A 14,661-nucleotide genomic window follows, 5' to 3' on the forward strand; every position below is an offset into this window, starting at 1 on the left:
ATGAAAATAGATTTAAATGATAAAAGTAGAAAAACAGAATTAATGTTTACTGATGAAACAGGGAAAGAAATTTCCCAAAAAATAACAATGTTGTTTTCTAATGATGTTGTTGGGGAAAATTTAATATTTTTCTTAGATGAAGAAAACTCTATAAATGTTTTGAAATTTGACGAAGATAAAGGAATTTATAGCAATTTAGAAGAAGATGAATATGATATTGCTAATTATATTTTTGATGATTTCATTGAAGAAAATAAAGAAAATTTCTATTTAAATGATACTAAAATAGACATATTTAAATTTCTTTCATATGAACTAGAAGAGGAATAATATGGAAATTTGAAAAATTATTCTAATTACTTCTATGTTTGTTGTTTTATTTATAGGATTTTTAATTTATTTTATTTTAAAAATTTATACAAATAAAGAAATTCAAAAATATAAAGAAGAAAATAAAAAGTTCGAAGTAGAAAATAAACATTTTCTTAAAGAAGAAATTCAAGAAGAAATAAAAGATGCTACAGAGTGAATGGTAGAAGAATTTGAATTTTTTATGAATACTATTGATGCAAATAATTACAAAAATTTACTTTTTGTTGAAGAAAAAGGTTTTTTATTTTATGTAGTTAATAAACAACTTCAAAATTTAAATTCCTTTTTAAGCAGTTCCAAAATAAATGACTTGCAAAAGAGATTTAATATGAATATTAATAATTTTAATATTGATTCTTTAGATTCTTGCTCATTAGATTTTGTTTTCATAGATACAGCAAATATTAATGATAAAATTGAATGAGATAAAATGCTTTCTTTATTAAAAGAAAACAGAATGCTTGTTTTGAAAACAAATAAAAAAAGTTTCACAAAAGAAATCAAAGAATTTGTTAAAAATAAAAATTTAAAACATAACTATATAAAAATTTCTAATACTTTTTTATTAATAGTTATTTAATTTGGTAAAATTGAATATAAATTGGAGGCAAAATGAAGAAAAAAAACGATAATGAAATTTTACTAACACAAGAGCGTTTAAACCAATTTAAAGAAGAATTACACAATCTTATTAATGTTGAAAGACCTAAAGTAATTGAAGATATTAAAGATGCTAGAAATCAAGGTGACCTTTCTGAAAACGCTGAATATGATGCAGCAAGAGAAAAGCAAGGATTACTTGAAGCAAGAATAACAGAATTAGAACATATTATTTCAAAAGCTAAAGTAATTGTTGAAGTTGAAAAAAATAATGTAGTTTCTGTTGGTTCAAAAGTTAAATTAAGAATTTTTGAAGCAAAAAATAAAGAAAATGAAGGAAATATTATTGAAGTACAAATCGTAGGTTCTTTGGATGCTAATCCTGAAGAATTAAAAATTTCCAATATAACACCATTAGCTTTAGCTGTTTTAAATCATTCAGTTGGTGAAAAAGTTGATGTGGATGCTCCTGATAAATATTCAGTTGAAATTTTAGAAATTTCAAAATAAAAGTTAGTTAGAAATAAAAGAGAAATTTTACTCTAACTAACTTTTTTATTCAAAAAGGCGTTTTAAAAACAAATGGTGGCTCATATCGGACTTGAACCGATATGCAATCTCTTGCGGGAGGTTTTGAATCTCCTGTGTCTACCATTTCACCAATGAGCCAATAATAAAAATTATACATAAAAAGAGTGAAAAATGGAAAAAAATAAAAAGAAAAATAAAAAAGGACTTTTTTGGTTGGGAATATCTTCTATAATAGCAATCCCGGTTATTTCAATAGTTGTTGGTTCCTATTTCATTATAAAAAATAGTTATGATGACTTCATAAACAACAACGATGGAAACAACACTAAAATTCAAAATAATGGTGTTGATAATTTTATAGCCATTGAAGCAAAAAGTGGTTTAGATGAAATATTACCAAGTGAAATTTCAAAACCAGATAATATTTCATATTTAAGAAGTTATTTAAGTTATAGAATAAAACCGAATATAGAAACCACAGATATTTTAGAAAAATTTGATATTGATTTAGAAGAAGTACCAAATAGTGCAGATGACTTTAATGGAACAATTAAAGTTAAAATGACAAGCAAGTATAAAAGAACAGAAACTATCGCAGGAGAAAAAGAATTTATAGTTTCTGGTTTTAAATCTACAAAAGTAGGAGACATCAGATTTAAAACAAGAATTAATAATGCTTTACAAAATTTATCTTTAACAAGATTACAAGAGTTATCTTCAATAAATCATAATTCCCTTACATCTGAAAACTTTTTAGATTATTTTACTTTAGATGATGCCAAATTTAATATTCAAACAAACTCATCAACAAAAACTAAAGAAATAATTTTAAAAGAAAATGAAAATTATAAAGCAAAAATAGAGGTTCTCAATAACACTTATAATCCTATTACAAAGAAAATTAGCATAATTTTCACTCTTACTCACTCTTCATTTCCTGATTATTCCTACGGAAAAGTTATAACTATTAATAATGTTTCTTTTAAAGATGAACAAGAAATATTGAATAAAAAAACGATTTTATTTAATGAAAATGTAACTGATTATTTTAAATTAAATAAAAATGCTAATGATATTTTTCCATCTGTAATTTCTGCTGCAAAAATTTCTAATTTTAACCAAATTTTTAATTTGAATAACAATGTAAATTTTAACGAATTTGATTTTAAAATATTAACTCAAACACTCGATGATCAAGATGGTAATATAGATATCCTGATAACTGAAAAAAATTCAAAAATCCAAAAAGTATTTAATTTTAAAGTATTTAATTTTAATACAATAAGTTCCAAAATTTTTGAATTTACAAAAATTAATAAAAATTATATAAATAAATCATACAATATAGAAACTAAACAAGATTTAGTAGTAAGTAGTTTAAATTCTAGTGATAAAACCTTAAGATATGAAACCATAGGTGACAAAATTCAGAATTTTTTTGAAAGCAATGAATTTAAAAACAGATTTTCTCCTTTTGGAGTAGATTATGCTAAATTCTTTTATTCAACTTCTTCAAAATTTGAAATTTTTAATAAAAGTTTAAATTTTGTCATTAAAAATTGAAATGGCGATGAAAATAGACTATATATTCCTTTTGAAGGAAATCCTTCTGACAAAAATAATATTGCTGTTGATTTTCCAGAAAATGGACAAATTAAAAGCAAAGAAGAAATTTTAGATGATTTAAAATCTAGAACATTATCCATTCATTATATTGTTAATGACAATGCTAAAACTTCAAGAGTTATAAGTGGGACAGCTTGAATTTTTGATAAAGAAAAAAATACAAATACATATTATTTAGCTACTAATATACATGTGGTTTCTGATTTATTAAAATATAAAGATAAAGTTTCTTCATTTGCTTATAGTTATAATTCAAAATATAGAAGTTTACCTCATATAAATACCCCTATTACTCCTAGTGGAGTGTCATATTCGCAAGTATTTAGAAGATTTGATCGTAAAATAAATGAACCTTATGCTTACAACATTAACAAATCACCTTATATAACAAAAGAAGCTGAAGAATTTTGAAAACATTTAGAAGTTATTCCATTAGGAGAAAATTCTCCAGAAAAAGGCAAATATACAGATTTTGCCCTTATAAAAGTAACTTTCCCAGAAGATAAGATTGTAAGAAATATATTCAATAAACCTACTTATGTAGAACAATTTAAACCAGATCAAGCTAAATATTATGATGAACACAAATTAAATTTTTTAATAACAGACAGAATTGACTTTCCTAAATCAGTTAATAGTGAAAATAACTTATTACCTTTACCAATGGAATTAACATTCGCCGGTTATTTAGGTGGTGATGAATATGTAGAAGTTAGTCAATCACCATATTTAAAATATGATAATGATAGTTACAGAATTCAAGAAATTGATAATAAACAATATACTTCTCTTAAAGAAAATATCCATTTACCTGGTATATATAGTGGTCACGGAATGAGTGGTTCTCTTGTATTAAATCAATTTGGACAAGTTGTAGGAATTTTCTGAGGTGGATATTTTGGAGATGAAAATGAAAAAGGACTATCCTTTGGAACAGGAATTATAGATACAATTTCTATAAAAAGAAATAATCAAAAAACAGTTTTAAGAAAATGATTAGATCAAACTAAAAATATAGTAACAGATTTAGATGATATAGATGCAAAGGTAAAATATTAAAGTATGGAAGAATTAGTATTAGAAGTTAAATATAAAGAAAGAATCGATAAATATATTAGTTATAATTCTGATATTTCTAGAAATGATGCAAAAGAATTAATTTTAGGCAAAAACGTCTATATAAATGATGAAATATTAGTTTTAAAACCTAATTTTATCGTTTTTGAAAATCAAAAAATTTATATAAAGGAAATTCCTGTAAAAGAGATTAATGTTGAACCAGAAAAAATGGACTTAAACATTATTTATGAAGACGATGATTTAATTGTTATTAACAAACCAACAGGTATGGTTGTTCATCCTGCTCCTGGGAATTTAAAAGGAACTTTAGTAAATGGATTATTATATTATTTTAATAATAATTTATCAAACATTAATGGACAAATGCGTCCAGGAATTTTGCACAGAATAGATAAAGACACATCAGGTTTATTGATTGTGGCTAAAAATAACAAAAGTCATTCCTTTTTAGCAGAGCAGTTAAAAAATCACTTAATCAAAAGGAAATATAAAGCTATTGTTGAAGGTTTTATTTCCAATGAAATAATGCACATAAATTTACCAATTGGTAGAGATCCACTTCATCGACAAAAAATGACTGTAATTAAACAAAATTCCAAAGAAGCAATTACACATGTGTTTTTAGAAAAACTTTTTACTTATAATCAAAAAAACTTTTCTTTAATAAGATGTGAACTTGAAACCGGAAGAACTCACCAAATTAGAGTACATATGGCATATATTAAAAACCCAGTATATGGAGATCCGCTATATGGAAAAAAAGTTGATGAATTTAATCAAAGATTACATGCTTATGAAATAGAATTCACCCATCCTAACGGCAAAAAAATGATTTTTAATGCACCACTACCAAAAGAATTTGAAATTAGCAATTAAAGATAATGATTGCCAAATTTTAAATAAAATGGTATAATATTCACAAAAGGAGACTAAATGATTTTAAAACCAGAAAAAACACTTCAAGAACTATGAGATGAAAAAGATAAATATAAAAAGAGTTTATGACTTTTTAGTGCTATATTAATCTTGATGATTATTCTTTCATCTGCTTTATTTGTAGTGACAGCTATTTTTTATAGCAATTATTCACAAGAAGAAAATACAACTTTCGCTAGCTTTCTACAAACAATTTTAATTTTTTCAGTAACTTCTACTTTTTTAATTTCTATAGTTACTTTTTTATTTTTCAATTCATTTACAAAAATAAACAAGAATAAAAACTTTTCTTTTCTTGGTGGATTAAACCTTTTATCTTTTTATTTAATTTGAATTTTAATTTGATTTGTAAGTTTATTGATAAGAGAACCAATAATAAGAAATGCAGCAAATACTAAAAGTTTTATTTTTATAACACCAATAATTTTATTTACAATATTAGCAGTATTTTCACTAATTATGTGATATCCATGAAAACTTTTAAGATCAATTCAAAGATCTTTCGTTTTAGCTTATCAATATGAACAATTTCAAAAATTTACACAAAATTTTGATTTAAATTCCATTTTAAAAGATTTTCAAAAACAAAATATTTATCCTAATGAAAATATAAAAGAACCTTTAAATAAAGAAGGACAAACTGTTGAAGTCACAAAAGAAGAACAAGATCCAAAAAAAGAAGAATTAAAACAAAAATTATCTAAATTAGATAAAGCACAATTAGTCAAAATAGCAGAAAAATTGCAAATTTCAGGTGTTGATTCTTTAAGTAAAGAAGAACTAATTAAGATAATAGTTAGATTAAGTTAAACAGAAAAAATTCCATCAAAGTGGAATTTTTTTGCATAATTATTACTAATAAGAAAATAAAATAGTATAATTTTTATGATGCACAGGGGTGCTTTTTAGCTGAGATTATACCCTTTTAACTTGATTCGGTTAATGCCGGCGTAAGGAGTTGCTATTTTCTTGCATCAGAAAGGAAAGATGTCTAGAACAAAAGAAATTATTTTTTCTGCATTTGTTTTGGCTTTAATTGTTATTTCTAAATTTATTGAAAAAATTATTCCAGATTTACCAAATGGGCTGGGAAATATAGCAAAAATTCATGAAATAGTTATTTTAATAAGTTCAATTGCTTTTGGAGTCTTAATAACTATTATTCCTGTTCTTATTTATCTTGTTATTATTTCACCTATTTTTAGTGCTTTTTTTATATCAGGAATTTTTTATGTTGAAAATATACAAGATAAAATAGGAGTTTATTTTTTAGATTATTTTTTACCTTTAATTTTAATTGCTTTAATAGGGATATTTAAAAAAATAAAAAATTTAAAATTGATTTTGTTTAGTTATGCAATAACAATATTAATTTTATTATCACACTCGACTAGTGGTTATATATATTTTAAAGAGTATTTAAAACCTATAAAAGAATTAGAAATACTTTATTTTCTTTTATCTTTTGGTTTAAATCTGCTTTCATATGTTTTATTTTTTGTTTCCTTACCACTTTTAGTTATAAGTTCTAAAATATTAAGAAAACACTTTATGAAGCATTAAAAATAGTCAAAAAGTCAAATACAAGTTCACTAATTTTCAATTTAAAAAGAATTTTATTTTTATTTTTTGATGTAAAAATAATATAATTTATAGAAAATAAATTAACAATAATGAGGCAAAATGAATAAAAAAAATAAAAGAACAATATTATTTTCATCAGCAATGTTGCTACCTTTTTCTTATGCTGCTTTTGTAGCTTGTTCACAAACAAAAATCGAAAAAGAAGGTAACACAACTGAAAAAGAACCAACAAACCCTGGAAATACAAATGGCGGAAATGTAAATAAAGAACCTGGTTCATCTAATGAGGTTCAAGAAAGTGCAATGGGAAAAATCACTGTCACAAGTTCAGGGATTACAAATGGATTTTTAAACGAAGAATATGCTGCAAAGCAAGATCCAAACTCTTATTCAACAACTTCATATGGTAAAAGTTTACCTTTAAGTTGAAACAAAGTAGAGAATGCTAAATCTTATGCTGTTGTTTTAGTTGATAAAACAGCAACAGAAGTAATGGGAAGAATTTTCACACATTGAGGTGTTTTTGATATACCTGCAACCACTACTTCTTTAGAAGAAAATTATTCAGTAACACAACAAAATAACAGTGAAATCAAACAAATAATAAATTCAAATGATCAAATGATGGAACATAACGCAAGTATATATTTTGGACCACTTCCTCCAACAGAACATATTTATGAAGTTAGAGTTTTTGCTTTAAGTGAAGCAAAATTAAATGTAAAATCAAATCTTGATAAATATTATTTAGGTGATTTCTATGATGCAATTAAAGATAAAACTATTGCTGAAGGTGTTTTAACATTTGTATATGAACAACACCCTTCTGTAAAATCAAATGGAAATTTATATGCTTCAAATGAAGTCAAAAAACTTGAAATAAAATCAAATGCAATTCAAAATAATATGTTAAATACTGGTTATTTTTCAACAAGTACTTCAAATGATTTAAGTCAATTAAAAACTTTTGGTTTAAGTTGAAATAAAATAAAAGAAGCACAGTCATACATGTATTGAATTGAAGATTATAGTCCAGTAAAAACCAAAAACGAAGCAGAATACAGAAATAAAGTTAAAATTTTAGGTGGTAAAATCAATATTGAAAACCCTGCAGTTGCTGATAAAATGTTTGTTTCTGTTGGTGAACAATACTACAACGATCAAGAAACTTCCAAAAACATTTTAAACTCAACTTTTGAACTTAATTTTGATGTTCATAATGAAAATGCAAATCGTGATGCTCAAAAAATATTATTACCTAAAAAAGATGGTGATGGATCTCAAAATCTTTACATCATTAGAGTAGTTGCTTTAAATAAAAAATTAATAAAATATAATAAAGCCAATAATAACGATCCACATCCAACTCATATGGATGAACACTTAATAAAAGATTCTCTTGGTTCATATTTACTTCAAGCTAAAGGTTCAATAATTGCTGAAGGATCATTAATATTTAAATTAGTATAAATTTTCAATCCTTTTGAGGATTGTTTTTTTCTTAATTTTTAGTGCATTTTTTGAATTTTGGTATAATTGCAATATGAAATTTTTAAACTTAGGAAATTTGAGAATAAAACTTTATAAATTTATCAGTTTAGTTTATTCTGATTTAAAGTTTTTACCTACAGAAACTTCTCAAAATATTTTTGATAATTATCCCATTTTTCTTCATTAGAGAAGGATTTTTTTCCTTTAGATAATGAGGTTTTTGATATTTTATAAAAAAATTTTAATTATTAAAGAAGGGTTTATTTATTTATGATTCAAAAAGAAAAACAAAAGACTCTCATTGAATTAAAAAATGTTGATAAAGAATTTGGTGAGAAAAAAGTTTTAAATAATGTAAATTTAAAAATTGAAAAAGGTGATTTTGTTACCTTACTTGGACCTTCAGGTTCAGGAAAAACTACAATTCTTAGATTAATTGGTGGTTTTGAGTGAACCACTCGTGGTGAAATTAAATTTGATGGTGTAGATATTAAAGATTTACCAGCAAACAAAAGAGATGTATCCACTATTTTCCAAGATTATGCTTTATTTTCTCACTTAACTGTTTCTGGAAATATTAAATACGGACTTAAACTAAAACGTTATCCAAAAACAAATATAAGTGAAAATATACTTAAAAAATTAGAAGAAAATAAAGAAAAATGAACAAAACACGCAAATGAAAAAATGGCTGAAATTGATAAGCAACAAGCCATTTATAAAGAAGAATTAAACGATTCTAAACTTTCTAAACTTAAAAAAGCAAAAATCCAAAGATGATTGGATGATTCTGATTTTAAATATTCTTATTGAGAAAATTATGTTAATACAAAAACAGAACATTTTCAAAAAAGATATTTAACTAGAAAAATTACTAAACAAGAAATGGAACAAGAAGTTTCAGATATTATTAAAATAGTTGGTCTTGAAGGAAACGAAAATAAAAATATTAGTGAACTTTCAGGTGGTATGAAACAAAGGGTAGCATTAGCTCGTTCATTAGTTATTGAACCAGAAATCCTTTTATTAGACGAACCATTATCAGCACTTGATGCAAAAATTAGACAAAAAATGCAACAATTATTAAGATCAGTTCAACAAAAATTAGGAATTACCTTTATTTTTGTTACTCACGATCAAGATGAAGCTTTAGAACTTTCAGATAAAATTGCAGTAATTAGAGATGGTGAGATTGAACAATATGATTCACCAAAAAACATTTATGATTATCCTGTAAATAAATGAGTAGCAAACTTTATTGGTGATGCTAACTTCTTTGATGCACAATTTGTGGAACCAGGAAAAGTAATGATTTTAAATCACTTAGTTGAAACAATCCACACAAATTTTGCAAAAGATGAAAAACTAGATGGTTTAATTAGACCTGAAGACATAGTTTTATCAAGAAAAGTGAGAAGTCACTATTTTGGTGTTGTGGAAAAAAGTACTTATAAAGGGTCATATTACTTTATAAATGTAAAAGTAGGAAACAAAATAATTCAAGCTGAAACAATTGAAAATTTTGAAATAGGTGAAAATGTTTATGTTCATTGAACTAAAGAAGCATTACACTTAATGAAAAAAGATCGTAAAGGCTTTTTAGCAAATGATAACTAATATTTTGAAAAAAATAAAGTCAGGATTTAATCCAAGACTTTCTTTATCAATTCCTTATATTTTATTTTCAATTATTTTCATATTGTTGCCGTTACTTTTACTTTTTATTAAAGCAGTAGCACCTATTTCCACCGATGATGGTGAAACTTTTAATAATCATTTATTAATTCAACAAAAAGAAACATGAGTAATTATAGGAAGATCTGTATTTGTAGGTATTGCAACAGCGATTATTTGTTTAATAATTGCTTTACCTTACGCTTTTTATGTTTCAACAGCAAAATCAAAGGTGTTTAAAATTTATTCAATTTCTCTTATTGTTTCGCCTTTGATTATATTCACAATAGCAAAAACATTCTCTTTAAGAGCTCTTTTTGTAACAATGTTTGATGAAGCAGATTTAAATACTATTTGATTTATGATTTTAGGTTTAGTATTTTTAAATCTTCCATTTATGATTATTCCTTTATATACAGTTTTTAGAGATATGCCTAAAAATATTTTAGAAGCTTCTGCAGATTTAGGATACAATAAAACTCAAACACTTTTTAAAATAGTTTTACCTTATGGATTAAAAGCTATTTTTTCAGGTATTGGATTAGTATTTTTACTTGCAGCAACTTCAATCATTATTTCTGATAAATTGCTACCAAACGGTGGTCAAAATCAACTAATTGGAAACTTAATTAATATTAACGCTAATCCATCTAACCCATTTGATCTTGCAAGATCATCATCTTTAGTTTTAATTACTATTGTAGTTATGATGGGAATTTATGCAATAATTTATTTCTTTCCAATTGTATTATTAAAATTGAAAGGAATTAAAAATGACTAGATTATTAGATTTTTTTAAAAAGTATGAAATTTTAAGAAAAAGTTACATTTGAATAATTTTAATTCTTTTTTATACACCAATATTTTTTGGTTTAATCTATTCTTTTAACAAACCATCTGATAAAGAACTTATTTCTACTACTTGAAATACATTTAGTTGAAAAGGTTATGAAGACTTAGCATCTCAAGAAAAATTACTTGCACTTGCAAACTCATTTATCATAGCTATTGCAACAGCTATAATTGTTATATTTATTTCGTTAATTACCGTTTTTGCTTTATGAAAGCAAAAAAATAAAAGTGTAAAAACTTATATTAATACAAGTTCTAATATCCCTTTAATTAACCCAGATATTATTACAGCTATTTCACTAGCAATCTTGCTTTCACTTGTTTTAGGAGTTTTAAAAGCTACTGAAGAAGGAATGATAAGAGCAATTGTTAGTCATGTAACTATGACTCTTCCTTACGGGATTATGCTTTTATATCCAAGAAGTGAAAAATTTTCTAAAAACCTTTTTGAAGCTTCTTTAGACTTGGGATACGGAAGAATAAAAACTTGATTTAAAATTTATTTAACATATATGCTTCCTGCTATTTCTTTTGTGTTCATTATTGTAGCTTTTCTTTCTTTTGATGATTTTATTATCACAAGAATTACATCTAATGTTTCCACAATAGGGGTCGAATTATATCAAGGAACTTTTAAAACCTGAGCACTTGCTTTAGGTGCAATTATGTTACTTTTTACCGTTGTGGGAAATGTTGTTTATATAGTTTATAAAACTAAAAATTCCAAAAAAGGAGTAAAAAATGGCATTATCAAATAAAGCAAAATGAACAATCGCAGCTTCTTCATTAGTTTTAGTTCCAACAGTTATTGGAGTAACTTATATTAAAACAACTGCTAATTTTAAACCAATTATTATGAACTATCAAAACTATCTTTCTAAAAGCACAGTTGATGGTTTAAATAAACATTTTAATTATAAAGAATTTGGTGATGTTTCTGAATTTTCTAAAGCTATAGAAGATAATAGGGTTATTGGTGGAGTTGGTTCAGATTTCCAAATTGTTAGAATGATTCAAAAACAATTAATTAGAAAAATTGATTTTGAAAGATTATTTAGAAAAAATAAAGCACTTGCAAATAAACTAAAACATAATCCTAATTTAAGTGCACAAGAAAACATTAATAATAAAAGGAAAGTTATAGAATCACTTTTAAGAAAAGAAACTTTAGAACATTTAGATAATTATAATCAATTTCTTTATGTTGAAGGTGATAAAAGCAAAGGGATTATCGACATTGATGGTGATGGAATTCAAGATCAATTATGAGAATTTTTAATCCCTTATTATATTCAAGATAAAGTTTTCACTTATACAGTTGGTGATTACGATAAAGATGGTAAAAAAGTACAATTAAAAGAAGCAGTAGCTTCTTGAGACGATGCTAAAAAACAAGAAATTAGAGAAAAAGGTATTCGTTTTGATAAACAAGATTCTATATCCATTGCTCAAACTTTAATTCAAAATGGTTACAAATATTTTGAATGAACTGAAGCAATGAGAGATAATCTACTTTTAGGTAGTGAGCTAGTAAATGATCCAAAACTTAAAAATAATGGTTATACAGGAGTTGTTGATAAAGAAAACTATCAAGAGCAAATTAATAAATTTCTTGAAATTGTTCAAAAATCAACAAATCATCCTTTATCTGATACAAAAATTAACAGTGTTAAAAGTTCAGGTTTAGAATTATTAACAGCTTTAATTGACTCTGGAGTAAAACAAGAAGTAGGTTTTATTTATAATGGTGATGCTTTAGATGCACTTAACGGTAATGATAATTTTAGCAACGTTGAAGATGGAACTACAGTAAGAGCAATAAGACCAAAAAACAATATGACATTATTAGATGCCTGAATTATTACAAAAGATATCGATGATAACTTGGCAAATCAATTATTAGATGACCTTTATGATAATCTTTATAAAGGTGATGATTATTCAGTTGATGAGTTAATTTTTGAATCAGCTGAAAATGTTAGATATAATTATGTGCAAAAAGACGATAACTTTGTGGAAGAGTCAGGACGTGGTTATAAATTAAACTTTGAAGCACTTCCAAATTTAAGAAACTTTGACTATGTTAACTATACACCTGCTTTTAAATCTACTTATGAATATTTTGAAAAATTCTATTTTAATGATGCAACTACAACAGTAAAAGAAACAAATGATGAAGATGCTGAAGAAATTTCCATCTTACAAAGTTTAGATGGAGAAATTCTTAAAAATGATCCAAAACTTTCGTCTATTAAAGTAGAAACTACTGAAAACAGTTCTAAATTAGCAAAAAACCTTTATAAATCACAACAAAAAACACAAACCGTTTATGGTTTAGAACCTGATGAAAATACACCTCCAGAAGACATTTATAATGTAGAATATAAATTCCTTGCTCCTGTAGGTGAAAGTTTAAATTCAGAAATAAAAACAGCATACATTATTGCAACTAAAAAATAACTTAATAAGCTTAGAGAATTTTCTCTAAGTTTTTCTTTATAAGATTATTGAAAGTATAAGAAAGTAGATAATTATTTTAAAAGTTGGAAGTTTAAGTTAAAATGTTAAATTATTCATAAAAATTCACATTTTTAATAAAAACTATTCTAAAAAATTAAATTTTTTTCAGTTTTTGCAAATAAAGTTATATAATAATATTGCAATCAAATAAAGGAGAATAATATGAAAAAATTTAAAAAAAGAAAATTGTTATTCCTATCTTCTTCATTAATTTTGCCATTTTCTTTTATTGCTGTTTCTTGTGCTCAAGAATCTAAAGAAGAAAAAGAGCAATTAGAACAATCTAAATTACAGGAAAAATACAGAAATTTAGTAGTGAATTCAGCTTATAAAGTTAAAAATGATTTTATAAAAGAAGAATTTCTTTATGATGAAAAAAAAGTTTCACTGAAATTTCCAAGAAGATTTGACAAAGTAGATAGTTATAATCATCTGATTACAGAAGAAGAAAGAGAAGCATTTAATAAATTTTTAAAAGATAATTACGATAATACTTCTAAAGACAAATTCTTTAAAGAAAATTATCTTTATGTTTTTCACACAAATAAAATTTCAAGAAATTTATTATATGATGACAGAACTTTATATTATAAAAATAATGAAAATAAGTTTTATATTATAGATAAACCTAATTTTCACTTAGATGAAAATTCTGATCCTAATCATAATTATTCAATTTCATTTTTAGCAAGAAATAAATTAAAAGGAAAAACAAGTTGGACTATAATAAATACAGATGAAGATTTCAAGAAATTTCAACCTAACGATAGTGATGAAACAACAGAATTATTTAATCAAAAAGTTGTAAGAGAAGATTTACTTAACAATGATGATGTTAAATCTAAATATAAAGAATTTATAAATACAAAAGATTTAAAGAATGATTTTTATTTTGATAAATTAACATTAGAAGATTCATCTGCTAAAAAATCTCTTTTAGAAGATTTATTCGATTCTCAAAAACAACAAGATTCAGACCATTTATCAATAAAAATAACTCAAGAAAACTATAGAAGTTATTCTCATTGATTAGATCCTTTTATTTCAGAATATGTTAGAAATAATTTTGAGCAATACAGAAGAGAATATTGAACATATTTTAATGATAAAGATTTAATTGCAAATATTTATATTCCTAAAACTCAATTTTCTGTAAGTCAAGTTTATATAAATGAAAAAGATAAAAAGGTCTATATTCTTCCTTTTTATAATGAATTTCAGCTTTATTCTCAACCAAGAGAATCTAATTTAATTAAAGTTGATTTTTACTCAATTGATAAGTCAGACAACTTAGAACTTATGGATGTAAATACTGTAAATGATATACTTTCTATAAATACAAAATAATTATTTTCATTCAAACTTTAAATGAGATTTAAAGTTATTAAAATAATG

The 14,661-nt window shown here is 24.5% G+C and carries 13 protein-coding genes, 1 tRNA gene and 1 riboswitch; of the genes, 13 read left to right on the plus strand and 1 reads right to left on the minus strand.

The features are described 5' to 3' along the window. Genes ACXX85_RS01910 through greA form a run of 3 tightly spaced genes read left to right on the plus strand, consistent with a single transcriptional unit; the run spans position 1 to position 1,482 of the window. The gene (locus ACXX85_RS01910; RefSeq protein WP_436359071.1) at positions 1-330 is read left to right on the plus strand and encodes a hypothetical protein; all 330 of its coding nucleotides are present in this window, start codon (positions 1-3) and stop codon (positions 328-330) included. A gap of 1 nt (position 331) precedes the next feature. After that, positions 332-952, plus strand: coding sequence for a BC85_0335 family putative methyltransferase (locus ACXX85_RS01915; RefSeq protein ID WP_436359072.1), 621 nt, complete (start codon positions 332-334; stop codon positions 950-952). A 32-nt stretch (positions 953-984) separates the two neighbouring features. Next, positions 985-1,482: a transcription elongation factor GreA gene (gene greA, locus ACXX85_RS01920; RefSeq protein WP_436359073.1), complete on the plus strand. Its 498-nt coding sequence runs from the start codon at positions 985-987 to the stop codon at positions 1,480-1,482. 73 nt (positions 1,483-1,555) lie between these two features. Here greA and ACXX85_RS01925 read toward each other — a convergent pair. Next, positions 1,556-1,641 (minus strand) — tRNA-Leu (locus tag ACXX85_RS01925). Positions 1,642-1,674: 33 nt separating this feature from the next. Between ACXX85_RS01925 and ACXX85_RS01930 the strand changes: the two genes are divergently transcribed. From ACXX85_RS01930 to ACXX85_RS01975, 10 genes are all read left to right on the plus strand, one after another. After that, a complete protein-coding gene (locus ACXX85_RS01930; protein ID WP_436359074.1) occupies positions 1,675-4,188 on the plus strand; it encodes a DUF31 family putative serine protease in 2,514 nt (837 codons plus the stop codon). A 3-nt stretch (positions 4,189-4,191) separates the two neighbouring features. Beyond that, entirely contained in the window at positions 4,192-5,085 is an 894-nt protein-coding gene (locus ACXX85_RS01935) for an RluA family pseudouridine synthase (RefSeq protein WP_458560482.1), read from the plus strand. A gap of 57 nt (positions 5,086-5,142) precedes the next feature. After that, on the plus strand, positions 5,143-5,955 hold the full coding sequence (locus tag ACXX85_RS01940) for a hypothetical protein (protein ID WP_458560483.1): 813 nt from the start codon (positions 5,143-5,145) through the stop codon (positions 5,953-5,955). Between the two features lie 74 nt (positions 5,956-6,029). Then, positions 6,030-6,120: riboswitch (TPP riboswitch) on the plus strand. A 12-nt stretch (positions 6,121-6,132) separates the two neighbouring features. After that, positions 6,133-6,708 (plus strand): hypothetical protein, encoded by a 576-nt coding sequence (locus ACXX85_RS01945; protein WP_458560484.1) that lies wholly within the window; start codon positions 6,133-6,135, stop codon positions 6,706-6,708. Positions 6,709-6,828: 120 nt separating this feature from the next. Then, positions 6,829-8,199, plus strand: coding sequence for a YbhB/YbcL family Raf kinase inhibitor-like protein (locus ACXX85_RS01950; RefSeq protein WP_458560485.1), 1,371 nt, complete (start codon positions 6,829-6,831; stop codon positions 8,197-8,199). Between the two features lie 291 nt (positions 8,200-8,490). Next, a complete protein-coding gene (locus ACXX85_RS01955; RefSeq protein ID WP_436359079.1) occupies positions 8,491-9,837 on the plus strand; it encodes an ABC transporter ATP-binding protein in 1,347 nt (448 codons plus the stop codon). Further along, positions 9,827-10,675, plus strand: a complete 849-nt coding sequence (locus tag ACXX85_RS01960) for an ABC transporter permease (protein WP_458560486.1) — start codon at positions 9,827-9,829, stop codon at positions 10,673-10,675. Before ACXX85_RS01955 ends, ACXX85_RS01960 begins: the two co-directional genes overlap by 11 nt. Continuing rightward, positions 10,668-11,504, plus strand: coding sequence for an ABC transporter permease (locus tag ACXX85_RS01965; protein WP_436359082.1), 837 nt, complete (start codon positions 10,668-10,670; stop codon positions 11,502-11,504). Before ACXX85_RS01960 ends, ACXX85_RS01965 begins: the two co-directional genes overlap by 8 nt. Beyond that, a complete protein-coding gene (locus tag ACXX85_RS01970; protein ID WP_458560487.1) occupies positions 11,488-13,206 on the plus strand; it encodes a hypothetical protein in 1,719 nt (572 codons plus the stop codon). Before ACXX85_RS01965 ends, ACXX85_RS01970 begins: the two co-directional genes overlap by 17 nt. A 222-nt stretch (positions 13,207-13,428) precedes the next feature. Beyond that, on the plus strand, positions 13,429-14,613 hold the full coding sequence (locus tag ACXX85_RS01975) for a hypothetical protein (RefSeq protein WP_458557478.1): 1,185 nt from the start codon (positions 13,429-13,431) through the stop codon (positions 14,611-14,613). Positions 14,614-14,661 lie beyond the last annotated feature (48 nt).

It is taken from the genome of Mycoplasma sp. Z386 (genome assembly GCF_054343375.1).